Consider the following 26,518-nt stretch of genomic DNA (forward strand, 5'->3'; position numbering starts at 1 on the left):
TTTCCTGTCAGCAACAAGAAAAAAACGATTAAGCAACCGTATCTTTTTCTTCTGCAGCAACTTCAGCTTCGTCAGTGACGATTTCGCCTTCAATAACGGCTTCATCGCCAGCCAGTTCGGCTTCTTCTTCCACGCTGGTCGCTTCGCCACGTGCCTGACGTTCAGCTTCTTCAGCAGAACGGGCAACGTTGACGATAACCGGCACGGTGACTTCCGGATGCAGGGAAACCTTCACTTCATACAGACCAAGAGACTTGATCGGATGAGCCAGGGAAACCTGCTGACGGGAGATGGTGAAACCAGCTTCCGTAACAGCTTCAGCCACATCACGCGGAGAAACGGAGCCATACAGGCTGCCGCTGTCACCAGCCTGACGGATCAGGATCACTGCCAGACCATCCATACGTTCGGAAAGACGCTCGGCTTCTTCACGACGTTTGATGTTCTGTGCTTCAAGCTGGGCGCGTTCACGGTCGAAGCGTGAACGGTTGGCTTCGTTTGCACGAATGGCCTTGCCCTGCGGCAGCAGGAAATTACGGGCATAACCCGGACGAACCTTCACCACATCGCCCATCTGTCCCAGATGTTCAACGCGCTGAAGCAGGATCACTTCTGTAGCAGCCATGATCTCGTCCCTCTCAGCTCATCACGTAGGGAAGCAGGGCCAGGAAACGGGCACGCTTGATAGCCTGTGCCAGCTCACGCTGCTTCTTTGCGGAAACGGCCGTAATACGGCTGGGCACGATCTTGCCACGTTCGGACAGGAAACGGCTCAGCAGACGCACGTCCTTGTAGTCGATCTTCGGCGCATTCGGGCCGGAGAACGGGCAGGACTTGCGGCGACGGTAGAACGGGCGACGGGCGCCTACAGCCGGGCGGCGGGCGGCGGGATTGATTTCCATCGTGTCAGACATGCTGCATCACTCCGCTTCGTTGCCAGCCGTATCGGCTGCTTTTTCATCACGGGCGCGGTATTCTTCACGGTCTTCGGAAGAACGACGGCCACGGCCGCTTTCAAAGCGTCCGGCGGGCTTGGGCCCACGGAAGCCACCGCGTTCGCCACGATCATCACCCTTGCGGGACAGGATCGGGGACGGTGCTTCGTCAATTTCTTCAACACGCAGCGTCAGCAGACGCAGAATGTCTTCATTGATGGAAAGCTGGCGCTCGACTTCCTTGAGCGTTTCAGACTTCGTATCCAGACCGAGCAGCACGTAATGGCCTTTGCGGTTCTTCTTGATACGGTAAGCCAGAGTACGCAGACCCCAGTATTCGCGCTTCTGAACGCTACCACCGTCGGTTTCGATCTGAGCGACGATGCCATCAACAATGGCATCAACCTGCTGCTGGGAAATATCATTCCGCGCAATCAGCACGGTTTCATAAAGCGGCATTGTGTCTCCCTTCGGATAAGGTCAACCCGACTGCGCCGAACCATTCCGGCAGGCAGCGCTTCCTTTTACAAAAGCACGGGTATAGCCGGTGCGATGCCACGCATCCGGCAGGGAAGATGGCGTGCTAACCACATTCCACGCAAAATAGCAAGAAAATCAGACCAGAAATTTTTCCGGAATGGTCAGACCAAGGCGTTGCGGCACATCCCACACTTCTTCCACCGCCCGCACAATCACAAAACCAGCCTGTTGATACAGCGGCAAAGCGCGTGGATGGTCTGCCGTGCAGGTATTCACCCGCAACGTGAGCGTCCCTTGCCCCCAGGCCTTCCGCACGACGGAATCCAGAAAGGCACGCCCTACCCCGTGCCCGACCGCATCAGGAAACAGGCCGAAATAGGCAAGGTTGATATCAAGAGGGTTGGTCAGATCGAGTTCAAAAAAACCCCGAACGGCCTCGCCCTGGCGCAAAAGACCGATCTGCACAGGAGCCGTCGCCAGAAATGTGCCCAAGGTAGCATCAGAAGCTGCCTGCCGCATCCACCAGCAATAGTCCCGCCCCACACGGTCCTGAAGCATGCGGTATTCTGCAATGGTGGGCTTTACATCGTCCTCAATGAACCAGCCCTCCGGCAGGGAAAGGGGCGCCCCACGCGGAGGGCTGGTCATCTGCATGAAGGTGACGGTCACCTTCATGCGGGTTACGGGTTCAAGCGGGGTAATTTTGATCTTAGTTATCATCCAGGAAGGAACGCAGCTTGCGGCTACGGCTCGGGTGTTTGAGTTTACGCAGGGCCTTGGCTTCAATCTGACGGATACGTTCACGCGTCACGTTGAACTGCTGGCCAACTTCTTCCAGCGTGTGGTCCGTGTTCATGCCAATCCCGAAGCGCATGCGCAGCACACGCTCCTCACGCGGGGTAAGGGAGGCCAGAACGCGGGTTGTAGCTTCACGCAGGTTGGTCTGAATAGCTGCATCCAGCGGAATAACAGCCGTCTTGTCCTCAATGAAGTCACCCAGATGGCTGTCTTCTTCATCCCCAATCGGGGTTTCAAGAGAGATCGGCTCCTTGGCGATCTTCAGCACCTTGCGCACTTTTTCAAGCGGCATACCCAGCTTTTCAGCCAGTTCTTCCGGCGCTGGTTCCCGACCGATCTCATGCAGCATCTGGCGGGACGTCCGCACCAGCTTGTTGATGGTTTCGATCATATGCACCGGAATACGGATGGTGCGCGCCTGATCAGCGATAGAACGGGTGATCGCCTGACGAATCCACCATGTGGCATAGGTGGAGAACTTGTAGCCACGGCGGTATTCAAATTTATCCACCGCCTTCATCAGGCCGATATTGCCTTCCTGAATCAGGTCAAGGAACTGCAGGCCACGATTGGTGTATTTCTTGGCAATGGAGATCACCAACCGCAGGTTGGCTTCAATCATTTCCTTCTTGGCGCGCGCAGAATCACGCTCGCCACGGGCCACCGTTGCATAGACGCGACGGAACTCGCCAATAGGCAGGCCCGTATCCTGCGCAAGCTGGGCAACCTGATTACGCAGATCCACCACGGTGTCGCTATGCTTGGCGACAAAGTTTTTCCAGGATTTGCCCGGCAGCGCGGAGACCATATCCATCCATGAGGGATCAAGCTCCCGGCCGCGATACTTGAGCAGGAAGTCCTCACGGGAGACGCGGCAGCTTTCTGCCAGACGCAGCATACGGCCTTCCAGAACATTCAGGCTCCGGAACATCTCTTTCAGCTGCATCACCAGATCTTCAATCCGGTTGTTGTGCAGATGAACCTGCTCCACCTTGCCCACCAGTTCATCGCGCAACTGGGCATAAACCAGTTCAGACTGGTCTTCCACAGCTTCACCTGCGGTCAACGCTTCAATGCGCTGCACCTGCAACTGACGCAGTTTTTCGTAAAGCGGTTCAATTTCTTCGAAATGCGCGAGGATTTCGGGCTTCAGTTTTTCTTCCAGCGCAGACAGGGAAAGACCGCTGCCCTCACCTTCCACTTCGCCTTCCGTTTCAGTTTCTGCTTCCGCCTCGTCAGATTCTTCCGAGTCGTCGCTCTCGAAACCTTCCTCACCTTCGCCGGGCGGGTTGCCGCCAGACTGCATGGCTTCCAGATCCACAATGTCACGCAGCAGCATTTCATTGTTACGGATCATCTCATGCCAGGAGATGATGGCGCGGAACGTCAGGGGGCTTTCGCACAGCCCACCAATCATTTCATCGCGGCCAGCCTCAATCCGTTTGGCAATCGCAATTTCGCCTTCGCGGGAGAGCAGCTCAACGGTGCCCATCTCGCGCAGATACATCCGCACAGGATCATCCGTGCGGCCCAGATTCTCGGCGTTGACGTTCCCTGTCGGGGTTTCCGTTTCTTCGGCGTCTTCTTCAGCCGCTTCCTCGCCTTCGGCAGTATTTGCCTTGGCGGTTTCAGCGTCTTCGCCTTCCTCGCTTTCCACCACCTGAATGCCCATTTCGGAGAGCATGGCCATGATATCTTCAATCTGCTCTGAAGACATCTTGTCCTGCGGTAGGACAGCATTCAGTTCATCAAACGTGATGCACCCGTGCTCGCGCCCTTTCGCGATCAGTTTCTTGACCGCGGCAGACTGCGTATCAAGCAGGGTGGTGTCACCATCCTGCTCTGCCTGCGCTACGTTACCTGATGCCGTTTTTGTCGCCATGCCAGACCTGCTCCCTCCCCGCCTGCATTCTGACAGGAATGCAGAACGACCAGCTCACCATACATACTGTTCAGTTTTCCAGGGCGGGCAGGACGTGGGATATCCTGCCTCCGAAGTCAAGGGGAACACTCCCTGAATGTTCCTGCGCCCTAGAGCCCATGCTCTTCCATTTCGCCTCGTTTGAGACGTGCCAGCGCCTCAAGACGGGGCTGTAATCGTTTCCATTCCGCCGAATCTCCGCCCTTCTGCCAGAAGCGGGCCACTTCCTGCTCAACCTCCTGCTGGAATTGAGAAAAATTCAGCAAACCGTAAAAATGCCACCACTGTGTTCTCACCGCCACAGCCAGAGAAGAGTCCTTTTCCTCGAATGAAAGCGGAAGCGGACCTCCCCTCAACACCTGCTGCACCATCTCTTCTTCCTCTTCCCCCTCAAGGGCAGAAAGAAGAGCCTCGCCTGTCTCCGGCAAGGCTCCCTCGGCCGAGAGATCAAGCAGGAGTCCCCGCACCTCGGAGAAGGCATCAGGGAGACTCAGGCGGCATAGAGCATCTTCCACCTCCGGCACAACTTCCGGATAACGGAGGAGCAACGCCAGCAGGATACGCTGCCGTTCCTGCATGGCATCCAGCACCACCGGCTTGCCATCACCGATACTTGGCCGCGCCGCCGGGGTAAATGCCCCGCCTCCACCCTTCCCCTTCCTGCGCCGGAACGTCTCGAAAAAACGGTCCAGCAGAGTCGAACGGTATTCGGACGCCAGAGCCTTGTCCGGTATAAGGCCAGCCGCCTCAACCAATTTGTGGCGCAGAGCCGCCCGCTCTTCCGGCCCCGGGTTGCTGATACCCCCGGCAAGAAGATCAAACAACACATCCGCCAGAGGCGCGGCCGTGGCGAACATTTCCCCCACCACCTGCTGGCCCCGGCTACGCACCAGACTGTCCGGGTCTTCCCCCTCTGGCAACAGACATACCCGGAGGGTGTGATCGGCTTTCAGCAAAGGCAGCGCCACCTCAGCTGCGCGCGCTGCTGCGCGCCGCCCCGCTGCATCCCCATCAAAACACAGGATGGGTGCCCGATCGACCTGCCATAAAACCTCTAACTGTTCGGGGGTCAGGGCGGTTCCCAACGGCGCGACGGCTCCCCTGAATCCGGCCTGATGGAGGCCGATCACGTCCATATACCCTTCCACCACAATCAGATCAGTGGGAGGTGTGCCTTTGGGATGAGGCGCCCTGACGGCGGCCCGCGCCTTGTCCAGACCAAACAGCAGACGCCGCTTGGAAAACAGGGCTGTTTCCGGCCCATTCAGATATTTGGGCTGACCATCGCCAAGAATACGCCCCCCGAAGGAAACAAGCCGCCCCTTCCTGTCCCGGATAGGAAAGGTCACCCGCCCCCAGAACAGTTCGCCCTTTGGTCGTCCCTCATCATCCAGCCGCATCAGGCCGGCTTCCGCCATCATCTGGGGGGTGATGTTTTTGGCCGCCAGCGCCGCACTCAGGCCGCCACGACCATCACCTGCCCAGCCCAGCCCGAAATCCTCAATGGTCTGGCGAGTCAGGCCGCGCCCCAGCAGATAATCCAGCCCAGCCTTGCCCGCAGGAGCATATAATGCGCTGGACCAGATCGCCTGCGTCTGCGCCAGCACATCTTCCAGAGACTGGCTGCGCGCCACCTCCTCGTGAGAACGGCGGGTATCTTTGGGCACTTCCATCCCGGCCGAGGTCGCAAGCTCCTCAACCGCTTCGGGAAAGTTCTTGCCCTCCATCTGCATGACAAAGGAGATCACATCTCCATGCACGCCACAGCCAAAGCAGTGGAAGTGATCATCATACACATAGAACGATGGCGTTTTTTCACCATGGAAGGGGCAGCAGCCCTTCCAGTTCTTGCCGGAGCGAACAAGTTTGACCCGCCGCCCGATAACGGATGTCAGAGGGGTACGCGCACGCAGTTCGTCCAGAAAGCCCGGCTCGATCGCCATATTATGCCAGCCCCCCTGCCTGTTGAGTCACGCTGCGCGCCCCGTATCCCTACCTGCTCCCGTTAGCTCAGGTGCGCCTTCACCACTGCATTAGCGCGGCCCATATCCAGCCCCGCACCAAATTTGGCTTTCAGCGCCCCCATCACCTTGCCCATGTCTTTCATGGCTGCGGCCCCGGTTGCGGCAATAGCCTCCTTCACGGCAGATTCAAGTGTGGCATCATCCATCTCGGCAGGCAGATAGGAACGGATAACGGCAATTTCACCTTCTTCCTTCTCGGCCAGTTCCGGTCGCCCGGCATCGCGATACATGGTGGCGGATTCGGTGCGGGACTTCACCATGCCGCGCAGGGCGGAAATGGCTTCATCCTCATTCAGGCCTTCCGCCCCTTTGGCGCGGCCAGCAATTTCCACATCCTTCAGTTTGGCGGTGATCATGCGGATAGCAGCCACACGCGCGCTTTCTCCGGCCTTCATTGCCGTTTTCAGATCAGCCATCAGGCGTTCACGTAAAGACATGATCCCTCATACTTCCTTTATCATGCCGCGCACGGTTCCCTGAGGACGCGTGACGGACAGTCATCCTGTGGGAAGAAATTTCCCACTCACCCACCAAACCCAATCCGGCATGTGGGAAATTTCTTCCCACCTCTCTCACGGACTGCTAGAAGGGACGCCACGGGAGGAACAACGTAAGCCATGCCCATGTCAATCGATACCATAATTGCCCGATTAGGCGGCCCCGAAGCAACAGCCCGGCTTACCGGCGTTGGCACGGAAGCCATTCGCAAATGGCGGCAGGCGCAGGCCATCCCCTCCCGTCACTGGCCTGTCATTGCACAGGCCACCGGCCTTTCTTTGGCTGATCTCCAGCCCGCAGACCCCACGCTTCAGGACAAATCCTCCCCTACGGGAGGCAGCACAACAGGATCATCCATGCCCGATGCCCGCCCGGATGGCGCAACAGCCGCCCTTGTTCTTGCAGATGGAACCATTTTGTGGGGCAAGGGCTTTGGCGCCTTCACCCAGCAGCCCAGCATCGGGGAAATCTGCTTCTCCACCGGCATGACGGGTTATCAGGAAACGCTCACAGACCCTTCTTTTGCCGGGCAGATCATTACCTTCACCTTCCCGCATATCGGCAATGTGGGCACCAATGTGGAAGATGACGAGGCTGATCAGGTGGCCGCCCGTGGGCTTGTGGTCAAGGAAGATGTGACCGAACCCGCAAACTGGCGGTCCACAGCCAGCCTTGATGCGTGGCTGAAAAAACGCAACGTGCCCGGCATTGCGGGCGTGGATACACGCTCCCTCACCCTGAAAATCCGTGACAAGGGTGCGCAGAGCGCCGCCCTGTTCTACCCTGAAAACGGCAAGTTCGATCTGGATGCCCTTCAGGCCGCCACCAAGGCGTGGCCCGGCCTGGAAGGCATGGATCTGGCAAAGGAAGTCACCTGCAAAGCCCCCTACACCTGGGACAAAAGCGTGTGGGAATGGCCCGCAGGCACTCGCGCGGTATCCGGCAAGCGCCGCAAGGTTGTAGCCGTTGATTACGGTGCCAAGCGCAACATCCTGCGCTGCCTTGTCGCCGCCGGATGTGACGTCACCGTTGTGCCAGCCACCACCACGGCGAAAGAAATTCTGGACCTGAAACCTGAAGGCGTTTTCCTCTCCAATGGTCCGGGTGATCCGGCAGCCACCGCCAGCTACGCCGTGCCTGCCATCAAGGATGTGCTTGACGCCGGTATCCCGCTGTTTGGCATCTGCCTTGGTCACCAGCTTCTGGCGCAGGCGCTCGGCGGCAAGACCTACAAGCTGGCCCGTGGCCACCGTGGGGCAAACCAGCCGGTGAAGGACCTCTCAACCGGTCGCGTGGAAATTACCAGCCAGAACCATGGCTTTGCCGTGGATGCGGACAGCCTGCCCGCCGATGCGCACGTCACGCATGTCAGCCTGTTCGATGGCTCCAACGAAGGTCTGGCCTCGGACCGCTATGCCGCCTTCTCCGTGCAGTATCACCCGGAAGCCAGCCCCGGCCCGTCTGACAGTTATTACCTGTTTGAACGCTTTGTGGCGCTGATTGATGCTCATGCCAGCAAGAACTGATCTGCCCCGGCCCGCCGTGCGCCTCAGCACGGCAACGCCCCGCATCCATCCTTCTTTTTCCCGCTTTTTCAGCCCCCTGCGGGCTGCCTGTCAGGACTGAACGCATCATGCCCAAACGGACAGATATTCGCTCCATCCTCATTATTGGCGCTGGTCCCATCGTGATCGGGCAGGCCTGCGAGTTCGACTATTCCGGCGCACAGGCCTGTAAGGCCCTGCGGGAAGAAGGCTACCGGGTCATTCTGGTCAACTCCAACCCCGCCACCATCATGACCGACCCCGGTCTGGCGGACGCCACCTATGTGGAGCCCATCACCCCAGAGTGTGTTGAACGCATCATCCTGAAGGAAAAACCGGATGCCGTGCTGCCCACCATGGGTGGCCAGACCGCGCTGAACACCGCCATGGCACTGGATGCCTCCGGCTTCCTGAAAAAACATGGCGTGGAACTGATTGGCGCCGATGCGGAAGTAATCGACCGCGCGGAAGACCGTCAGAAATTCCGTGAAGCCATGGATGCCATTGGCATTGAAAGCCCGCGCAGCTTCATTGCCCACACCATGGATGAAGCACGGGAAGCGCTGAAAAACATCGGCTTCCCCACCATTATCCGCCCCTCCTTTACCATGGGCGGTTCTGGCGGCGGCATTGCTTACAACCGTGAGGAATTTGAGCAGATTGTGGCCTCCGGTCTGGATGCCTCCCCCACCACGGAAGTGCTGATTGAAGAATCCCTTCTGGGCTGGAAAGAATACGAAATGGAAGTTGTGCGCGATAAGGCGGACAACTGCATTATCGTCTGCTCTATTGAAAACATTGACCCCATGGGCATCCATACGGGTGACTCCATCACCGTGGCTCCCGCACTGACGCTGACCGACAAGGAATATCAGCGCATGCGTGATGCGTCCCTTGCGTGCCTGCGCGCCATTGGCGTGGAAACCGGGGGCTCGAACGTGCAGTTCGGCGTGAACCCGGCAGATGGCCGCATGGTGGTGATTGAAATGAACCCCCGTGTGTCCCGCTCCTCCGCACTGGCCTCCAAGGCCACCGGCTTCCCGATCGCCAAGATCGCGGCCAAGCTGGCTGTGGGCTACACGCTGGACGAACTGAAGAACGACATCACCACAACCACCCCGGCCTCCTTCGAGCCGACCATTGACTACGTTGTGGTGAAGATCCCCCGCTTCACGTTTGAAAAATTCCCCGGTGCACCTGCCCTGCTCTCCACCTCCATGAAATCCGTGGGGGAAGCCATGGCCATTGGCCGCTCCTTCCCGGAAGCCTTGCAGAAGGGCCTGCGGTCCATGGAAACCGGCCTGCATGGACTGGACCCTGTGGACGTACCCGGCGATGGCGGCGTGGATGCCTTCCGCGCTGCCCTTTCCCAGCCGCGCCCGGAACGCATCCTTATGGCGGCTCAGGCGCTGCGTGCTGGCCTGTCCGTTGAAGAGATCAATGAAGCCTGCCGCTTTGAACCGTGGTTCCTGCGTCAGCTTGAAACGATCGTTCATGCAGAACGGCAGGTAGAAAACCATGGTCTGCCGCGTGACGCCCAGAGCCTGCGCCGCCTGAAAGCACTTGGCTTTTCGGATGTGCAGCTTGCCCGCCTCTCCGGTGTGCAGGCAGACGAAGTGGCCGAACTCCGCACGGAAGCAGGCGTAACCCCCGTTTACAAACGCATTGATACCTGCGCGGGCGAGTTCGCTTCCAGCACGCCATATATGTATTCCACCTATGAAGGCATGTTTGCGCCGCGGGTGTGCGAGTCCGACCCGACGGACCGTGAAAAGATTATCATTCTGGGCGGTGGCCCCAACCGCATCGGGCAAGGGATCGAGTTCGATTACTGCTGTGTGCATGCAGCCTATGCGCTGCGTGAAGCCGGGTTTGAGACCATTATGGTCAACTGCAACCCGGAAACCGTCTCCACCGATTATGATACGTCTGACCGCCTGTATTTCGAGCCCCTGACGGCGGAAGATGTGATCGCCCTCATCCGGTGTGAACAGCAGAAAGGCAAAATCAAAGGCTGCATTGTGCAGTATGGCGGGCAGACTCCGCTCAAACTGTCTCATGCGCTTGAAAAGGCTGGCATTCCGCTGCTGGGCACCCCGGCAGACGCCATTGACCGTGCGGAAGACCGCGAACGCTTCCAGACCATGCTGCACACGCTTGGCCTGCGCCAGCCCGCCAACGGCATTGCCCGCTCCCCGCAGGAAGCGGAAGATGTGGCGGAACGGATTGGCTACCCCGTGGTTGTTCGCCCGTCCTACGTGCTGGGCGGCCGCGCCATGGAAATCGTGTATGACCGCGCCTCCCTGCAACGCTACATGCGTGTGGCCCTGCAACTGGCCGGGCACGAAATTGCCTCCGGCCCCGTGCTGATTGACCGCTACCTGAACGAAGCAATTGAAGCCGATGTGGACTGCATTTCCGATGGCGAGGAAGTGTATGTGGCCGGTGTTATGGAGCACATTGAGGAAGCGGGCATCCATTCGGGTGACAGCGCCTGCGCCCTGCCGCCCTACACGCTCTCCCCCGCCATTGTGACGGAACTGAAGGCCCAGACCGAAGCCATGGCGCGCGAGTTGGGTATTGTGGGCCTGATGAACGTGCAATACGCCATCAAGGATCAGGAAATCTTCGTGCTGGAGGTCAATCCTCGTGCTTCCCGCACGGTCCCGTTTGTGGCCAAGGCCACCGGCGTTCCGGTCGCCAAGATTGGTGCCCGCGTGATGGCTGGTGAAAAGCTGACCGCCTTCAATCTGGATGATCGTGCCGTCACGCCCCACGTGGCAGTGAAGGAAGCCGTGTTCCCCTTCAACCGCTTTGCGGAAGTGGACACCATCCTTGGCCCGGAAATGCGCTCCACGGGTGAAGTCATGGGGCTTGATACGTCCTTTGAACGGGCCTTTGCCAAATCCCAACTTGGGGCTGGCGTGCGCCTGCCGACTGAAGGCACGGTGTTCCTCTCCGTGCGGGAAAGCGACAAGCCACACCTGCCTGCACTGGGCCGCCAGCTTGCCAAGATGGGCCTGAAAATTCTGGCCACACGCGGCACAGCCAAAAAGCTGCGGGATGCCGGGATAGAGGTTTCCGTGGTGAACAAGGTGCTGGAAGGCCGCCCGCATTGTGTGGACGCCATTCGATCCGGTGAGGTGCAGATGGTGATCAACACGGCACAGGGCGCACAGTCTGTAGCGGACAGTTTTGACATCCGCCGTTCAGCTCTGGTGTTGGGCATTCCGCACTACACAACCATGGCCGGAGCCCGCGCTGCAATCCATGCGATTGCGGCAATGCGGGAAGGACCGCTTGATGTTGCGCCACTTCAGTCATACTTTAGCGGAACATTCTGATCAGAACGGGCAGGCGTTACAGCCTGCCCGGCTGTTCCGGACGGGTGGCTGCCCGCTTTTTTAGCGGCGCGGTGCGTGCCCGCTTATCTGTGTCACTTTAATGCCAGCCAGTGTGCTGGCAAAATCACTTTGGGGATACGCCTTGCAGAAAACTCCAATGACGGGCAAAGGCTTGAAGCGTCTTGAAGACGAACTCCGCAGGCTCAAGTCCGAGGAACGTCCGGCCATTATCCGCGCCATTGCGGAAGCCCGAAGCCATGGGGATCTGTCCGAAAACGCGGAATATCATGCAGCCCGTGAACGGCAGTCTTTTACCGAAGGCCGTATCCTTGAGCTGGAAGAAATTGTCTCCACTGCCGAGGTGATCGACCCCACCAGCCTTTCTGGCGATCAGGTGAAGTTTGGCGCAACCGTAACCGTGGTTGATGAAGACACGGACAAGGAAGCCACTTACCAGATTGTTGGCGTGTATGAAGCCGACATCAAACAGAACCTGCTGTCCATTTCCTCCCCGCTGGCCAAGGCTCTGATTGGCAAGCATGAAGGAGACAGCATTTCCGTGCCTGCTCCGGGCGGTGACCGGACGTATGAAATCCTTTCCGTGAAATTCATCTGACATGATCTCGTTTGAGGACGTCACCGCAGCGGCGGGGCGAATCAAGGGCAATGTTCTCCGCACGCCCACGATTTCCTCTCACGCGCTGTCCAAGGCCACGGGCGCGGACATTACCCTGAAGCTTGAAAACCTTCAGGCCGTTGGCTCCTTCAAGGAACGGGGGGCCGCCAACAAGCTGGCCCTGCTGACACCTGAAGAACGCCAGCGCGGGGTGATTGCCGTTTCGGCCGGCAACCATGCGCAGGGCGTGGCACGCCATGCCAGCCTGCTGGGTATTGATGCCGTAATCGTCATGCCCAAATTCACGCCTGCCGGTAAGGTGGTGCGTACCCGCAACTGGGGCGCCCGCGTGGTTCTGGAAGGCGAAAGCTTTGCAGAAGCCCTGCTGTTCGCGCAGGATCTTCAGGCACGGGAAGGCCGCACCTTCATCCATCCGTATGATGATCCTGCCATTATGGCAGGCCAGGGCACATGCGCGCTGGAACTGCTGGAAGATGCCGGTCCGCTGGATATGCTGGTCGCCCCCATTGGCGGCGGCGGTCTGCTCAGCGGGTGTGCTGTCGCCACGCGCGCCATGCGCCCGGACATGGAACTGATTGGTGTGGAAGTGGAAGGGTATGATTCCCTCTCAGCCTTCCCCGGCCCTGCGACCCATCCCAATGGCGGCTCGACCATTGCAGAAGGCATTGCGGTTCTGCAGATTGGCAAAGCGCCGGATGAAGTCATCCGCAAGCTGGTCTCCAAAGTTCTGGTCGTGCCCGAATGTGCGGTAGAGACCGCCATCACTCTGCTGGCAGAAGGGGCAAAGCAGATCAGTGAAGGTGCTGGTGCTGCGGCACTGGCGGCGGTGCTGACTTACCCGGACGTGTTCCGGGGTAAAAAGGTGGCGCTGCCTATTTCTGGCGGCAACATTGATAGCCGTATTCTGGCCAACACCCTTCTGCGCGCCATGCTGCGCGATGGGCGCATTCTCCGTCTGATCATGGAAATTCCAGACCGTCCTGGCGTTCTGGCCGATATTTCCAAGACCATTGGGGAAGCCGGTGGCAACATAATAGAAGTGTCTCACCAGCGCCTGTTTGCGGCTCCCTCCGTTCAGGCAGCAGAACTGGAAGTCATGATTGAAGCGCGCGACCCCGAACACGCCGCACTGATTACCAAAGCGCTCGGCCACTCCTATATTGTGCGCCGCGCCTAAGACACTTTCCGACGGGTGAGGCACGCTGCCTCCCCGTCTTTTTCTCAACACACCCTTCTTTCGTCCTTCTCACTCTCCGCATAAGGCGCGTCCCCATTAAAGTGTGGCACGCTGCTTTTGAGGATGTATCCTGACATAGGTTGTCCTGACGAAAAGAATTTCCTCACGAGCAGAATTTTTCGCCGGAGACCCTCCACGGCACTCTGAACCGGTATTGTCACGCCCCATCTCGGCCTGAAACATCGCTTGCGTCAGGTTGTCCTGAAAATCCGCTACAAGAAGCCGCGTGCGCTTTCCAGGAAGAAAACGTCTGTCCCCTTTGTGAAAAAAGGCATTTGGTGGCATGATCTTTCCAACAAAAACATAAGAAGGCATGCCCCCATGAGCACCTCCGCGCCGCAGCAGCACAAACGTCCCGTCATGCTGGTTATTCTTGATGGGTTCGGCTGGAGAGAAGACTCCTCAGATAACGCAGTCCAGCTTGCCAACACGCCCGTTTTTGATGCGCTTTGGGCCAATGCGCCACGCAGCTTTCTGCGCACCTGCGGCGAGGATGTGGGCCTGCCGGAAGGCCAGATGGGTAATTCGGAAGTCGGGCATCTGAATATCGGGGCCGGTCGCGTGGTCATGCAGGAACTGCCCCGGATCTTTACCGCCCTGCGGGACGGGTCTGTTGCCCGTAGCCCTGTGATGCAGGCTTTTCTTGCTACGCTGAAAAAAACCGGAGGCACCTGTCATCTGATGGGCCTTGTCTCCCCCGGTGGGGTGCATGCGCATCAGGATCATGCAGTTTCACTCGCCCGTATTGTGGCGGAAGCGGGCATTCCCGTCGCGTTTCATGTCTTTACAGACGGGCGAGACACACCACCGCAATCCGCTCAGGGGTATCTGGAAAAGTTGCAGGCTGAGCTACCCGAAGGTGTCACCCTCGCAACTGTGAGCGGCCGGTATTACGCCATGGACCGCGACAAGCGTTGGGAACGGGTTGAAAAAGCCTACAACGCCATTGTCACTGCCGAAGGGCCGAAAGCAGCAACCACGCAGGACGTGATTGCAGACGCCTACAAGGCCAATACCACGGATGAATTCATTCTCCCCACGGTGCTTGAAGGCTACACCGGCATGAAGGATGGAGATGCTATTCTCTCCTTCAATTTCCGTGCAGACCGTATCCGGCAACTTCTTGATGCGCTGGTGGAGCCTGATTTTGACGGCTTTGCACGCCATAAGGTGGTTTCCTTCGCGGCCGTACTGGGTATGACCCATTACAGCGATACGTTGGTGGAACGTATTTCCATCCTGTTCCCGCCGGAAACACTCACCAATATTCTGGGTGAAGTTGTTTCCCGCGCAGGCCGGAAACAGTTGCGCATGGCGGAGACCGAAAAATACCCGCATGTCACCTATTTTCTGAATGGCGGTCGGGAAACGCTGTTTGAGGGAGAAGACCGTATCATGGTCCCTTCCCCCAAAGTCGCCACCTATGATCTCCAGCCCGAAATGTCCGCGCCGGAACTGACGGATAAAGCCGTGCATGCCATTGAAAGCGGCACGTATGATCTGATTGTGCTGAACTTCGCCAATCCGGACATGGTGGGACATACGGGGGTTCTGAAAGCAGCCATCAAAGCGGTTGAGACGGTTGATACGGGCGTAGGCCGTATTCTGGAGGCTTTGAAAAAGCAGAATGGTGCATTGCTGGTTACAGCGGATCATGGCAACTGCGAAACCATGAGAGACCCGGATACCGGGGTGCCTCACACGGCCCACACACTTAATGTTGTTCCGCTGGTGGCCTTCAATGTAGGCGAGCGAAAACTGAAAGATGGCAGGCTGGCAGATCTGGCCCCAACCCTGCTGGATATGATGGGCCTGCCCAAACCGGATGACATGACCGGCGTATCCCTGTTAACGGACTGAATGCTCTTTACGCTGCCACCCTCTCCCCCCTCTGCCCAGCGCCGCCTTCTGGCGGGGGGAGTGTGTGGCCTTGCCGCCGTGCTTCTGACTATAGGGGCTGGAATGTCCCCCAGCACGACGCTAGCCGCTTCGCAAAAAACCAGAGCAGCCAAAAGCAGCCATAGCGCTGGGCATGCAAGCAGTCAGTCCTCTGCCAGCCACCATCACACCGCGTCCTCACGCAGCCACACCAGAAACTCCAAAGCCTCCGGCAGCAGTAGTCCAACGACAAAAGCAGAACAGCAGGCCGAGCAATCTGTGCAGCAGGCGCGGCAGGCACTGCAAACCACGCAGGCCCAACGGGATGCCATAAACCGGCAAAAAGCGGCACAAGCTGCGGCGGTGGAAGCCTCCCGCGCACGGAATGCCGCGGCTCAGGCGCTGGCCGTACAAAGTGCCGCCAAAGCCACCGCGCTTTCCGCCGCGACCGTTAGCGCCACCACGCAGTTGCAAACCACGGAACAGCAGATTGCTGATCTCGATTCCCGTATTGCGGATATCCGGAAAGAACAGACCAGCCTGCATGCCGCGTTGGAGGAAGATGCAAAAGCGCTCTCCCCCGTGCTTCCGTTGGCCGAACGCCTGTCCCTTTACCCCTCAGATACCCTTCTGGCTGCCCCCGTGCCTCAAGGTGAAGCCGTAACAGGGTTTCTGGTTCTGCGTGGCCTTTCACGCGAGTTGGAGCATCAGGCCGAGGATATGCGGGCCAGACAGGAAAAGCTGACAGCCCTTGATACCGAACTCTCAACCCACCTTACCCAGCTTGCCACCCTGCAACAGACTCAGACCCGGCAGCGTGACACGGTAAAGCAGCAGGCCCTCAAAGCGCGTGATGCCCAGCGGCAGGCCAACGCCGCCGCCCGCGCAGCCTCTCAACGGTTGGAAGATGCCACAAAAAAGGCCTCCACCCTTCAGGATGCCGTCTCCCGTCTGGATGCGCTGCAAGCCAATGCGGAAGCCGCCCTGCAAAAGGAAATTGCCGCAGCCGAGCGCGCCCATCAGGCAGCAAAGGATGAGGCCGCCCGCCGCCGTGCGCAGGAGCAGGCCGATGCGGCACGCCGGAAGATGCAGGCTATTCAGACATCAGCAGGCCCGGGCCTGAGTGAGCGTGCGCAAACGGGTGGCGGCACGCGCCCCGTGGCGGGCGCACTGGTGACAACATGGGGTTCCGCCACCGAATCTGGTCCGGCAACGGGTGTGACCTACCGCACCCCGCCGGGTGCCAGCGTACGCACCCCCTGTTCGGGGCGCGTTGATTTTGCAGGCCCGTTCAGAACTTATGGCCAGATGATCATCCTCAACTGCGGGCAGCATTACCGTTTTGTCATGGCCGGATTGGGTGGACTGGATGTTGAAACCGGGCAAAGCCTCACAAAAGGCGCACCCGTTGGGCATATGGGGGGCTCCGGCACCCTGTTTATTCAGCTTCGCCATGGTCAGAAGGCTGTCAACCCTGCGCCATTCCTGTAAGGAAAAGCGGACAGGCAGTTTTCCTGAGCGGCAGAAGCCGCTACTCTCCGTTGCCGCAGAGTGGTGGCAAGAGGCAGGCACTGCTCCGGTTTGGCCGCACGATGTGCAATACAACAGTACAGGATACGACCGCACGGGCCACGCCCGGCGACAGGAGACGAGATCGCATGAAGTTCCGCACAGGTCTGATGCTCGGCGCTACCTTTCTGGCAGGCCTTGCCGTGGCCTCCCACTCAGGAGTGCTTTCTGGCGCAGGCATGCTCGCCTCCCCCGCGCTGGCTGAGAAAGCGCCCGATGCCTCCCCTACCGCCAACCATGCGGAAACCTACCGGCTGCTGACCCTGTTTGGCACCGTGCTTGATCTTGTCCGTGCAGATTATGTTGAACCTGTTTCTGACAAGGATCTGATCACCAACGCCCTGAACGGCATGCTCACCGGGCTGGACCCCCATAGTTCGTACATGACTGAAAAGCAGTACGAAGACATGATGGTGCAGATGAAAGGCGAGTTCGGCGGGCTTGGGCTGGAGCTTCAGCAGCAGGACGGCCATATCCGCGTTGTCTCGCCTGTGGATGGCACGCCGGGCTTCCGCGCTGGCATCAAGCCAGGTGATTATATCATCGCTGTGGATGGCCACCCCGTTGATGGTACGCCGCTGGATGAAGCCGTGAAGAAAATGCGCGGCAAACCCAACACCAAGATCACCCTGACGCTGGTGCGTGAAAAAACACCCAAGCCCATCGTCCTGACGCTGACGCGTGAGATCATTCATATCGAAGTGATCAAATCCGCGCTGTATGATCGCATCGGCTATATCCGCATTGCCCAGTTCAATGAGGAAACGGAAAAAGGGCTGCTCAAAGCCTACAACCAGTTGAAGCAGCAGGCAGGCGGCAAGCTGGCCGGGCTGGTGCTTGATCTGCGGAATGACCCTGGCGGCCTGCTGAATCAGGCCATTGATGTGTCTTCCAGCTTCATCCGGTCTGGCGAGATTGTCTCCACCCGCGCCCGCCACCCCAAGGACAGCCAGCGCTGGGATGCCCACGGTACGGATATTACCGATGGTCTGCCCGTTGTGGTGCTGATCAACGGTGGATCAGCCTCGGCGTCTGAAATTGTCTCCGGCGCATTGCAGGATCATCATCGGGCCGTGCTGGTGGGCACAAAATCCTTCGGCAAGGGGTCCGTGCAGTCCATCATGCCCATTCCGGGCAACGGTGCCATCCGCCTGACCACGGCGCGCTACTATACGCCTTCCGGCCGATCCATTCAGGCGCTGGGCATTACGCCTGATATTGCCGTTCGGGAAACGCGCGAAGACCCCGGCTTCAGCCTGCATGAAGCAGATCTTGAACATATTCTGAAAAATCAGGGCGGCAACCAGACCAAAGCCGTGCCCCGCACGGACCTGCCGGCCATTGCCAAAGATATTCCAGCTGAACCTCCGGCCAACTGGCCTGAATTTGACTACACAAAACCCAAAACGGATTTCCAGCTTCAGCAGGGATTGCGGGTTGTGCGCTCTATGGCCGGGTTGCCTGCGCCAGATCCGGCAGCCGCACTGCCGCCTGCAAAAGTGGTGACCAAGGACGAAGCCCCGCACCATTAATCCGTGACAGGAACAGCCATCATGCACAGCACGTCCCTGTGGCAGCAGATGCCACCTTCTGGCCGGGCCTTTGTTCGCTTCTGGGGAGGCACCGCCGCCGCAGTTGGCGTGCTGGCGATCACCTTGCAGATCATGGGGCCGCCGCGTCCGGAAATTGGCGGTCAGGACATTGATCTGCCCTCAGCAGACTCTGCGCAGCCGCAGGCAGCCAAAATCGATATTCCCGGCTTGCAGGCAGACCTGCTTGAAAACCATAGCGGCCCGAATGGCTACGCACTGCCCAAACGGGGCCAGCATGGGCGTATGGCGCGCCAAGTATATGCCGCCCCTATGGTAGATGTGCCCGCAGGCTCCGCGCAGGTGGCGTTGCTGATTGACGGCGTGGGGGATTCTGAGGCGTTGACGCAGGAAGCCATGACCTCCCTGCCCGGTCCGGTTTCTCTCGCCATTTCTCCCTATGTCTCTGATGCGGATGACATTATCCAGCAGGCGCGTGCCCACAAGCATGAAACCTTGTTGTCCCTGCCGGTTCAGGACGATAAAGCCGCAGGCGGAGCAGACGCCAAGGCTGCGAACAATGCTGGCCCCAGAGCCCTGGGGGCTGGGCTTTCCGCATCTAAAAATATGGAAAACTATAGCTGGGCGCTTTCAAGCCTTGCGGGCTATGCAGGTGTAACCAACGCCTTTTCCGGTCAGAATGGCGGGGCGTTCCCTCATTCTCCTGCTTTCACGCCTATTCTGACTGATATTGATAAGCGCGGCCTTCTCTACCTGAACGCAATGCCGGGAACAGCCGCGCAGGGGCCGGGTGCCATTGGCACAGCGGATGTCAGCATCAATACCGATACAGATATCGTCAATATTGATATCCAGTTGCTGAAACTTCAGCAGGCGGCGCGCCGGAATGGCCGCGCCATTGGGGTGATGGGGCCTTTGCGCCCTGTGGCTCTGGCCTGCCTGCGTGCGTGGATTCCGCACCTGAAAGATGTGGGCATTACACTGGTGCCTGTCAGCATGCTTGTTGCGCCCCAACCGGCTGCGGCACCGTCCTCTACCACGCCAGCACCCTCTACAGGTCCGGCTCAGGCCGATGGTGGCATGCATGTTCACCTGTCCGCGCCCAACTGGAACCAGCAGAACTCCCAGCAGCCCCGATTCTGAGCCATGACAGTCCTTTCTCCTAATAGTCTGCCCTACCGTCCAAATGTAGGAGCCCTTATTTTCCGTGCAGACGGAAAAGTCTTTATCGCCCGCCGCACAGATATGCCCGGCGTGGGCGGTCCCCTTTCAGAAGGCGTATGGCAATGCCCGCAGGGCGGCATAGACGAAGGCGAAACACCTCAATCTGCCGTGCTACGTGAAGTGCAGGAAGAAATTGGCACAGACAAACTGCACATTCTGAAAGAGCATCCAGAATGGATTGCCTATGATCTGCCTGAAAATCTGATTGGCAAGGCGTTGGGCGGCAAGTATCGCGGGCAAACACAGAAATGGTTTGCGCTTGCCTTCACCGGCACAGATCAGGACATCAATCTGAACCTGCAAAACCCGCCGGAATTTGATGCCTTCCAGTGGGTGGACCTCGCTTCCCTGCCCCAACGGAACGTGGGCTTCAAAAAGCCTATTTATGAAAAACTGGTGCAGGACTTCGCGTGTTTCACACACGCGATTTGAGGCGCCCTCTCCTTCTCGTGCGTCTATAAAAAAAACCGCCAGACTGATCTGACGGGTTTTTCAAACCAGCACTTAGTGCGCGGCTCCGGGTTTGCCTCCGCCCCTGATCGGGGTGAACAGGAAGCAGAAGGGAATGCACAAGAATGCGCCAATCCCTAGGATCATGAACACTTCATTGTAGGTCAGCATCGCGACCTGACGGCTGAATTCCAGATACTGCACATGCTGGGCAATGCCTTCTGCCGCATGCTCGGTTGCACCACGCGCCTGTGCCACGGTTTTTGCCTGATCAAAGTAATCATTATAGGGCTGATGATACGGGGTCATCCACTGGACCATATGGGCCTGATGTGCCTGCTTCCGCTCCATCAGCAAGGCTGTTGCGCCCGAAATAGCCAGAGACCCCAACACGTTTCGGGACATACTGAAAAGAGCCGATGCATCCGCATTCAGGCGTTCCGGAATGGTTGAATACGCAATAGTTGAAAGCGGCACGAACAGAAAGGCCAGGCAGGCCGTCTGGCTCATGCGGAACAGCACCAGATGCTTGAAGTCCAGCATGGGAACCAGATTGGCGGAACTGAACAGCGCCAGCCCCATCAAGCCAAACCCCAGGGCAATCACACTACGCACGCTCATCAGCGTCATGAGCTTGCCTACAATGGGAATGAGGACAATCACAGCAATACCGCCGGGCGAGAGAATCAGGCCGGAAAGCGTGGCGGTGTATCCCATAACCTGCTGAGCAAACTGCGGAACAATAATGGCGGAGGCATAAAGCAATGCCCCCATGGCCCCCATCAACGCCGTGCCGACTGCAAAATTGCGATCCTTGAACACGCGCAGATCCACCGCAGGCCGGTCTGTGTGCAAAAGCCACAAGACCGCACCCACCAGCCCCACAACTGCCAGAACGCCCATGACACGAATGAAGTTGGAGCCAAACCAGTCAGCATCCTCACCACGGTCTACCATCACTTCAAGGCAACTGAACCCCAGGGTGATCAGGCTGATACCGATAATATCAATCGGCGCTTTGCGTTTTTGTGCCCAGGGAGGATCTTCCACAACGGTCGCAACCCCAACTGTTGTCAGAAAACCGAAGGGCACGTTGATAAAGAAAATCCAGCGCCACGAGAAATTATCCGTAATCCAGCCACCCAGCGTCGGGCCGATAACCGGCCCCACCACGGCGGCAATGGCGGTCAGGCCAAACGCAGCCGCCCGTTTTTCAGGCGGAAAACTATCCAGAATAATGGACTGCTGATTGGGCTGAAGCCCGCCCCCAAAAAAGCCCTGCATCATGCGGAACAGGATCAGTTCCACCAGACTGGTCGCCATACCGCACAGGAAGGAGGACACCGTGAACATCACGATACAGATCATGAAGTAGCGCTTGCGCCCGAAGACTTTTCCCAACCAACCGGAAATGGTGAGCACAATGCCATTGGCAACAAGATAGGCCGTCAGCGTCCACGTTGCATCATCATACGTGCTGGACAGGCTACCCGCGATGTGCGGCAGCGAGACGTTGACGATGGTGGTGTCCAGAATTTCCATGAACGCCGCCATTGTCACCACAAAAGCGACTGTCCATGGATTATGGGTGGGTTTCCACCCCGCGGCTGCGGCGTCTGCCTGTCCGCTCATTGTGCGGCGGGCTCATGCTCTGGCTTACGGGTGGCTGCGTTATCGTGCGGCACGCCGTCCGGCTGTCCGGCCGTGTCCACATGCACAACAGGCACAACAGAAAGCCCCAAAGCAAGCTGATGGTTAGGGTCCAGCCCTTCATCAATCACGATCTTCACCGGCACGCGCTGCACAATTTTCACGTAGTTGCCCGTCGCGTTTTCAGGCGGGAAGGCACTGAACGTGGCACCAGTTCCCTTTTGCAGGGAATCAATATGGCCATGCAGCTTGATGGAGGAATAGGCATCCACCTTGATATCCACCTTCTGGCCGGGCCGCATGCGGGTGATCTGGGTTTCCTTGTAGTTGGCCACCACCCACACTTCAGGCTCCACAATGGAGAAAATGTGCTGACCGGCTGAAACGTAATTTCCCTGCTCCACATTACGCTGGGAGATCCAGCCATCATGCGGCGCGCGAATTTCCGTCCATTCAAGGTTCAGGTCAGCACTGTCCAGTTCGGCCTGAGCGTAGCGCACCTGCCCTTCCTGCTGGCTGACCTGAATTTTGGTGTTTTCAACGTTTGGCAGAACCGGAGTGGCGGTCTGCACCGCACCCTGTGCTTCCATAACCTGCGCCTTGGCTGCATCCAGCGCTGCACGGGCGTAATCAATATCCTGCTGGGACGTTGCTGCCCGTTCAACGGAGCGCTGACGCTTGTAATCAGCTTCCGCCTTGAACACCTGAGCCTTGGCGGCGGCAAGGTTACCCTGCGCCTCGATCAACCTGCCGGGGAATTCCAGCGCGGCCACCTGATGCAGCATGTCCGCCCCCTGCTTGGCGGCCTGCGCCCGGATAAGAGACGCCGCAGCCTTGTCCCGTGCGGCTTTCCAGTCACGCGGGTCAATCCGGGCCAGCAACTGGCCTTTGCGGACAAACTGGTTATCGTTCACCAGCAGTTCGGTCACGTATCCAGCCACATGGGGCGCCACGGAAATGGAACGGCCAGCGGTAAAGGCATCGTCAGTTTCCACCTCGTTACGGGTCAAAAACCAGTACACGCCCGCGGCAATCGCCAGAACCACAATCACGATTGTCAGAATAATCTTGCCGCGCGCGCTTTTCTTTTTCTCGGATGGCTTGGCGCCGGTTTCAGATGCGGCTTCAGCCTGTTCGTTATGGTCGTCGGCCATCCTGTTCCCTGTCCATCAAACGCATACTCATTCAGCAGCCACTCCACCCAGAGGGGGCATCGGCTGACCGATCGGTTCGGTCAGTATGTGACACGATCATGAGACAGCATCAAGCGGACTTCACGCAGAGGAAGAGCCTTTGAGCAAAAAACCGGATGAGAGGATCATCAGAGAAAAAGAATTTCCCGGCCACATCACAAGGCCATGCAGCACGGACGACCCCGCTCCACAAAGCCTGTTTAAAACTGATTTTAAACTTCCAGAACGATCAGCAGAGCGGCCTTCGAGACCATTTCTAAAATCGGGCATTGAGAGCGGATCATGCGTTTCTATAGCCGAAAGGGCTGCTCCCCCCTCGGAAGGCAGTCCGGCAATCTAAAAAGCGAAGAGACAACACTGTCAGACGTCCGAGGGCACGCCCTTTGAATACCTTGCTGGAACCGCCTTTTAGCGCTCAAGCCCCTGCGTGCGCACAAGGCGGGCGTACAATCCGTCCTGCGTAATCAGATCATCATGTGTGCCACATTCCACGGCGCGGCCGTCCTTCATGACAACCACAAGATCTGCCGACCGAACGGTAGAGAGACGATGCGCTACAATAATCGTGGTGCGGGAATGCCGCATCTGGGCCAGTGCATCCTGCACGGCGGCTTCATTCTCGCTATCCAGCGCACTGGTTGCTTCATCCAGCAGCAGTAGCCGAGGGTCTCGCAGCAGAGCCCGCGCCAGAGCCACCCTTTGCCGTTGACCACCGGAAAGACGCTGCCCACCCGGCCCCACACCCGTTTTATATCCATTGGGCAAGGCAAGAATAAAAGGTTCCGCCGCTGCCGCGCGCGCCGCTGCCTCTACGGCTTCCTCCGGTGCGCCCGGTTTGCCGATCTGAATGTTATCGCGCACGGAAAAATCAAACAGCAATGGGTCCTGACTCACATAGGCAATGGCATCCCGCAGGCTATCCAGTGTCAGAGTCCGCAGGTCTTCCCCATCCAGCAGAATACGCCCCGATGTCACATCATGCAGGCGCGGGATAAGCGAGAGCGCTGTGGATTTACCCGCCCCTGAAAGACCCACCAACGCAACCGTCTGCCCGGGCTTTACCTTGAAGCTCAGCCCGTCCAACCCAACGCGGCCATCGGGATACACAAACCCCACATTCTCAAACACCAGTTCCCCATGGCCCGGTGGCAGAGGCACAGCATTGGGCTGTTCCGTTACGGCGGGTTTTTCATCAATTACGTCAAATACGCGCACAAGGCCCGCCAGGCCTTCCTGCAAGGCCGCATTCAGTGCGCCCAGCGCCCGCAACGGTCGGGCTGCCAGCAGAAGGGCCGCCACAAAACCGGAGAAGTCGCCCAGCGTGGCACCGCCCATGGCGGCACGCCACCCTGCAAACCCCAGAACGGCGGCGACCGCAGACCCACCCAGAGCCTCCAGCAGCGGATCAACGCGCGCGCGGCCCCGCGTAATACGCAGCATGGCCTGATACAGATGATCAAAAGAAAGTGCTGCCCGCGCCTGTTCCCGCTGCTCCATACGATAAACACGCACGGTGCGGGCCTGCGCAAAGCTTTCGGTCAGAAACGCTGCGGTCTCCCCGATTCTCTCCTGCATCCCGCCAGAAGCGCGACGTACCCGCTTGCCCAATTTCTGAATGGGAACCGCCGCAATAGGATACAGCAGGCCCGCAATCAGGCTGAGTTCCCAATCCATGTAGAACATGGACGCAATCAGCCCCACGACCGTCACCACATCCCCCAGCGAATTGACCGCGCGGATCATGGCTTCACGGATGGAAACAGCATCGGTGGTGAAGCGAGCCGCCAGTTTGGCCGGGGGTTCACGTTCAATCCGGGTGATGTCTGTCTGCACCAGATGGTCAAACATCTCACCCTGCAAGCCGCGAATCACCACAAGCACCAGCCCCTGCGCGGCCAGTGTCTGCGCATACTGAGCCAACGCCTTGGAGACCGTAATCATCACCACCAGCAGCGGCACCTGATACAGAATGCGGGAATCATGCGCTGAAAACATATCCAGCGCGCGCTGGATCACCAGCGGGTAGAGAGCCGTCAATGCGGCTGTCAGCACCGTCAGCCCAATAACCGCAACAATCCGGCCCGGATGTTTGCGCACCTGATCCCGCCACAGGCGTTTCAGCAGCACGCGCGTATCATCCGGCACAAGACCACCACGCGGTTTCTTGCCACCAGTCGTCTGCCCGGCTTCCTGCACACTGACAGGAGCCGTGGTCTTGGATGAAGCCGCTGGAATGGGGGCCTGAGCAGGCCGAACGGAAGCCGGATGAGATGACGTCATGCCCGTCCCTCTACCAGCCTCCTGCCGCCACGTAAAAGAGAGAGGCCGTCTTTTCCCTGCTGAGGGTCACTCAAACCCATGCCGCAGACGGTCCAGACAGGCCTCTCGTGATGCGGTGCACCCTTCCGCCATCCACCAGTTCCGCACACGCGCAAGCACCTGCCCCACTGCGGGGCCCGGTGCATGGCCAGCAGCCACAATATCCCGCCCCGCCACCGGAAAAACGGGGCGCGGTATTCCCTCAAGGCGTTTACGCAAGGCTTCAAAAGCCCGTGCATCAGGCTGCGCGATTTCTGTCTGAGCGGTCTGGCCGGCCTCAGCATCAGCCAAAAGCGTGGCCTGCCGCAGCCATGTCCGCCCGATCAGAGGGCGTGCGGGCTCATCTGCCAGAAAACGCCGCAAAGCCGCATCCGTGACATCTGTTTCCGGCACCGGACCTTCCGATACAGCCAGCAGAAACGCCGTATCCGCTCGGGAAAGCTTGAGGTGTTGCGCCACATCAAGCTTGCTGCCCTCCGCCAACGCCGCCAGCCGCAGCACGGCATCTGCCGGTGCCCCTGCCTGAACAAGATGTATAAATCGGCCGAGCGCGAAACCCTGAGGCAGAATCACGGACAGCACTCCGGCCCGTGCCATCATCGCAACCAGTGTGGCTGCATTGGGGCCGGTCAGAATCCGCTGGAGTTCGGACCACACGCGCTCGACCGACAGCCGCGTTATCAGCCCCACACGCTGCGTAATGGCCCGCATGGCCTCTGCATCCGGCTCGCCGGTGCCATACCGGCCCTGAAACCGAAAAAAACGCAGAATCCGGAGGGCATCTTCCTCTATACGGGTGCCTGCATCCCCCACAAACCGTACAAGCCCCTGCGCCAGATCCGCTTGCCCGCCAAAATAATCATGCAGAGTACCATCCCGGCTGCGTGACATGGCGTTGATGGTAAAATCACGCCGGGCGGCATCTTCCCGCCAGTCCGTGGTCCAGCACACCACGGCATGACGCCCATCGGTTTCCATATCCCGGCGAAGCGTTGTGATCTCATAAGGGGCAGAGGCAATCACCGCTGTAACCGTGCCGTGTGACAGGCCAGTGGGCACCACCTTGATGCCAGCGGCTTTCAACGTGTCCTGCACCTGTTCGGGCGTTTCCGGGGTTGCCATATCCACGTCCGCCACGGACCGCCCCATCAGCAGGTCCCGCACCACCCCGCCCACCAGCCGGGCCTGAGGCAAAACAGCCCATATCTGCGCAAGCGCGCTCCGCTGGGCAGGTGTCAGCCCTTCACTGCCAGCGTCCATCTCCTTA

The 26,518-nt window shown here is 58.8% G+C and carries 20 protein-coding genes; 9 read left to right on the forward strand and 11 right to left on the reverse strand.

Annotated elements, in window-relative coordinates:
- Positions 1-28: 28 nt before the first annotated feature.
- The 7 genes from rplI to AD948_RS13990 all read right to left on the reverse strand — a co-directional run bounded on the left by rplI (position 29) and on the right by AD948_RS13990 (position 6,595).
- Entirely contained in the window at positions 29-625 is a 597-nt protein-coding gene (rplI, locus tag AD948_RS13960; RefSeq protein ID WP_006557021.1) for a 50S ribosomal protein L9, read from the reverse strand.
- A gap of 13 nt (positions 626-638) precedes the next feature.
- Positions 639-914, reverse strand: coding sequence for a 30S ribosomal protein S18 (gene rpsR, locus AD948_RS13965; protein WP_006557020.1), 276 nt, complete (start codon positions 912-914; stop codon positions 639-641).
- 6 nt (positions 915-920) lie between these two features.
- A complete protein-coding gene (gene rpsF, locus AD948_RS13970; protein WP_006557019.1) occupies positions 921-1,394 on the reverse strand; it encodes a 30S ribosomal protein S6 in 474 nt (157 codons plus the stop codon).
- 156 nt (positions 1,395-1,550) lie between these two features.
- Positions 1,551-2,135, reverse strand: coding sequence for a GNAT family N-acetyltransferase (locus tag AD948_RS13975; RefSeq protein ID WP_061472435.1), 585 nt, complete (start codon positions 2,133-2,135; stop codon positions 1,551-1,553).
- Complete coding sequence (rpoD, locus tag AD948_RS13980; protein ID WP_061472436.1) at positions 2,125-4,095, reverse strand: RNA polymerase sigma factor RpoD; 1,971 nt, start codon at positions 4,093-4,095, stop codon at positions 2,125-2,127. The genes AD948_RS13975 and rpoD overlap by 11 nt, the downstream gene beginning before the upstream one ends.
- Positions 4,096-4,244: 149 nt before the next feature.
- On the reverse strand, positions 4,245-6,077 hold the full coding sequence (gene dnaG, locus AD948_RS13985) for a DNA primase (RefSeq protein ID WP_058986903.1): 1,833 nt from the start codon (positions 6,075-6,077) through the stop codon (positions 4,245-4,247).
- Positions 6,078-6,139: 62 nt separating this feature from the next.
- On the reverse strand, positions 6,140-6,595 hold the full coding sequence (locus AD948_RS13990) for a GatB/YqeY domain-containing protein (protein ID WP_061472437.1): 456 nt from the start codon (positions 6,593-6,595) through the stop codon (positions 6,140-6,142).
- Positions 6,596-6,775: 180 nt separating this feature from the next.
- Here AD948_RS13990 and carA point away from each other — a divergent pair, with 180 nt between their 5' ends.
- The 9 genes from carA to AD948_RS14040 all read left to right on the forward strand — a co-directional run bounded on the left by carA (position 6,776) and on the right by AD948_RS14040 (position 20,071).
- Positions 6,776-8,182 (forward strand): glutamine-hydrolyzing carbamoyl-phosphate synthase small subunit, encoded by a 1,407-nt coding sequence (carA, locus tag AD948_RS13995; protein WP_006557014.1) that lies wholly within the window; start codon positions 6,776-6,778, stop codon positions 8,180-8,182.
- A 107-nt stretch (positions 8,183-8,289) separates the two neighbouring features.
- Positions 8,290-11,544 (forward strand): carbamoyl-phosphate synthase large subunit, encoded by a 3,255-nt coding sequence (carB, locus tag AD948_RS14000; RefSeq protein ID WP_061472438.1) that lies wholly within the window; start codon positions 8,290-8,292, stop codon positions 11,542-11,544.
- A gap of 142 nt (positions 11,545-11,686) precedes the next feature.
- Positions 11,687-12,160 (forward strand): transcription elongation factor GreA, encoded by a 474-nt coding sequence (gene greA / locus AD948_RS14005; protein WP_039903066.1) that lies wholly within the window; start codon positions 11,687-11,689, stop codon positions 12,158-12,160.
- A gap of 1 nt (position 12,161) precedes the next feature.
- Complete coding sequence (locus AD948_RS14010; RefSeq protein WP_035377740.1) at positions 12,162-13,358, forward strand: threonine ammonia-lyase; 1,197 nt, start codon at positions 12,162-12,164, stop codon at positions 13,356-13,358.
- A gap of 381 nt (positions 13,359-13,739) precedes the next feature.
- The gene (gene gpmI, locus AD948_RS14020; RefSeq protein WP_061472440.1) at positions 13,740-15,278 is read left to right on the forward strand and encodes a 2,3-bisphosphoglycerate-independent phosphoglycerate mutase; all 1,539 of its coding nucleotides are present in this window, start codon (positions 13,740-13,742) and stop codon (positions 15,276-15,278) included.
- Positions 15,279-16,787, forward strand: a complete 1,509-nt coding sequence (locus AD948_RS14025) for a murein hydrolase activator EnvC family protein (RefSeq protein ID WP_061472441.1) — start codon at positions 15,279-15,281, stop codon at positions 16,785-16,787.
- A 167-nt stretch (positions 16,788-16,954) separates the two neighbouring features.
- Positions 16,955-18,397: a S41 family peptidase gene (locus AD948_RS14030; RefSeq protein WP_006559288.1), complete on the forward strand. Its 1,443-nt coding sequence runs from the start codon at positions 16,955-16,957 to the stop codon at positions 18,395-18,397.
- A gap of 21 nt (positions 18,398-18,418) precedes the next feature.
- Positions 18,419-19,558, forward strand: a complete 1,140-nt coding sequence (locus tag AD948_RS14035) for a divergent polysaccharide deacetylase family protein (RefSeq protein ID WP_061472442.1) — start codon at positions 18,419-18,421, stop codon at positions 19,556-19,558.
- 3 nt (positions 19,559-19,561) lie between these two features.
- Positions 19,562-20,071: an RNA pyrophosphohydrolase gene (locus AD948_RS14040; RefSeq protein WP_061472443.1), complete on the forward strand. Its 510-nt coding sequence runs from the start codon at positions 19,562-19,564 to the stop codon at positions 20,069-20,071.
- Positions 20,072-20,143: 72 nt separating this feature from the next.
- On the opposite strand, the gene AD948_RS14045 is transcribed toward AD948_RS14040, so the two are convergent.
- The 4 genes from AD948_RS14045 to AD948_RS14060 form a co-directional block, all read right to left on the reverse strand.
- Positions 20,144-21,721 carry a DHA2 family efflux MFS transporter permease subunit gene (locus tag AD948_RS14045; RefSeq protein WP_006559285.1) on the reverse strand — a complete coding sequence of 526 codons (1,578 nt, stop codon included), beginning with the start codon at positions 21,719-21,721 and terminating at the stop codon, positions 20,144-20,146.
- The gene (locus tag AD948_RS14050) at positions 21,718-22,893 is read right to left on the reverse strand and encodes an HlyD family secretion protein (protein WP_061472444.1); all 1,176 of its coding nucleotides are present in this window, start codon (positions 22,891-22,893) and stop codon (positions 21,718-21,720) included. Before AD948_RS14050 ends, AD948_RS14045 begins: the two co-directional genes overlap by 4 nt.
- A gap of 447 nt (positions 22,894-23,340) precedes the next feature.
- Positions 23,341-25,212 carry an ABC transporter ATP-binding protein gene (locus AD948_RS14055; protein WP_248846046.1) on the reverse strand — a complete coding sequence of 624 codons (1,872 nt, stop codon included), beginning with the start codon at positions 25,210-25,212 and terminating at the stop codon, positions 23,341-23,343.
- Between the two features lie 66 nt (positions 25,213-25,278).
- Positions 25,279-26,511 (reverse strand): CCA tRNA nucleotidyltransferase, encoded by a 1,233-nt coding sequence (locus AD948_RS14060; RefSeq protein WP_061472445.1) that lies wholly within the window; start codon positions 26,509-26,511, stop codon positions 25,279-25,281.
- Between the last annotated feature and the right edge of the window lie 7 nt (positions 26,512-26,518).

Source organism: Acetobacter senegalensis (genome assembly GCF_001580995.1).
GTDB classification, from domain to species: Bacteria; Pseudomonadota; Alphaproteobacteria; order Acetobacterales; family Acetobacteraceae; genus Acetobacter; species Acetobacter senegalensis.

Coding starts and splice junctions, on each gene's coding strand:
- rplI (WP_006557021.1), bottom strand. CDS start 625: ATGGCTGCTACAGAAGTGATCCTGCTTCAGCGCGTTGAACATCTGGGA.
- AD948_RS14010 (WP_035377740.1), top strand. CDS start 12,162: ATGATCTCGTTTGAGGACGTCACCGCAGCGGCGGGGCGAATCAAGGGC.
- AD948_RS13990 (WP_061472437.1), bottom strand. CDS start 6,595: ATGTCTTTACGTGAACGCCTGATGGCTGATCTGAAAACGGCAATGAAG.
- AD948_RS14040 (WP_061472443.1), top strand. CDS start 19,562: ATGACAGTCCTTTCTCCTAATAGTCTGCCCTACCGTCCAAATGTAGGA.
- gpmI (WP_061472440.1), top strand. CDS start 13,740: ATGAGCACCTCCGCGCCGCAGCAGCACAAACGTCCCGTCATGCTGGTT.
- AD948_RS13975 (WP_061472435.1), bottom strand. CDS start 2,135: ATGATAACTAAGATCAAAATTACCCCGCTTGAACCCGTAACCCGCATG.
- rpoD (WP_061472436.1), bottom strand. CDS start 4,095: ATGGCGACAAAAACGGCATCAGGTAACGTAGCGCAGGCAGAGCAGGAT.
- AD948_RS14055 (WP_248846046.1), bottom strand. CDS start 25,212: ATGACGTCATCTCATCCGGCTTCCGTTCGGCCTGCTCAGGCCCCCATT.
- AD948_RS14060 (WP_061472445.1), bottom strand. CDS start 26,511: ATGGACGCTGGCAGTGAAGGGCTGACACCTGCCCAGCGGAGCGCGCTT.
- rpsR (WP_006557020.1), bottom strand. CDS start 914: ATGTCTGACACGATGGAAATCAATCCCGCCGCCCGCCGCCCGGCTGTA.
- dnaG (WP_058986903.1), bottom strand. CDS start 6,077: ATGGCGATCGAGCCGGGCTTTCTGGACGAACTGCGTGCGCGTACCCCT.
- carA (WP_006557014.1), top strand. CDS start 6,776: ATGCCCATGTCAATCGATACCATAATTGCCCGATTAGGCGGCCCCGAA.
- rpsF (WP_006557019.1), bottom strand. CDS start 1,394: ATGCCGCTTTATGAAACCGTGCTGATTGCGCGGAATGATATTTCCCAG.
- carB (WP_061472438.1), top strand. CDS start 8,290: ATGCCCAAACGGACAGATATTCGCTCCATCCTCATTATTGGCGCTGGT.
- AD948_RS14035 (WP_061472442.1), top strand. CDS start 18,419: ATGCACAGCACGTCCCTGTGGCAGCAGATGCCACCTTCTGGCCGGGCC.
- AD948_RS14025 (WP_061472441.1), top strand. CDS start 15,279: ATGCTCTTTACGCTGCCACCCTCTCCCCCCTCTGCCCAGCGCCGCCTT.
- AD948_RS14030 (WP_006559288.1), top strand. CDS start 16,955: ATGAAGTTCCGCACAGGTCTGATGCTCGGCGCTACCTTTCTGGCAGGC.
- AD948_RS14045 (WP_006559285.1), bottom strand. CDS start 21,721: ATGAGCGGACAGGCAGACGCCGCAGCCGCGGGGTGGAAACCCACCCAT.
- AD948_RS14050 (WP_061472444.1), bottom strand. CDS start 22,893: ATGGCCGACGACCATAACGAACAGGCTGAAGCCGCATCTGAAACCGGC.